The 294-nt window shown below is 75.9% G+C and carries 1 protein-coding gene; it reads right to left on the reverse strand.

The features are described 5' to 3' along the window. The coding region (locus tag B8460_RS22150) for an alpha-2-macroglobulin family protein (RefSeq protein WP_048862455.1) at positions 1–294 on the reverse strand (294 nt) is incomplete at both ends.

Consider the following 294-nt stretch of genomic DNA (forward strand, 5'->3'; position numbering starts at 1 on the left):
CGGGCGATACATGTCCGACAGCGCCGCGCCGGGCAGCTCGTAGCTGCCGGGCGTCACCGCCCGCAGCTCCACCGCGACGCGGAAACCCGGCTGCGCGCCCGTCAGGTCGAGCACGGCGGCATAGCGGTCATCGGCCGCCGGCTGCGCCGCCGTGTCCGACAGCGTGCCGAGCCAGGGCATGCCCGCGACCTGTCCCGCCGGCAGCCGCCGCTCGATCTCCCAGCCCGCCGGCAGGCCCGCCAGCAGCATCGCCTGATGGTCCTGCCCGTCCTCCGCCGCGCCGTCGAGTTCAAG

The sequence above is a fragment of the Acidisphaera rubrifaciens HS-AP3 genome (genome assembly GCF_000964365.1).
GTDB lineage: Bacteria > Pseudomonadota > Alphaproteobacteria > Acetobacterales > Acetobacteraceae > Acidisphaera > Acidisphaera rubrifaciens.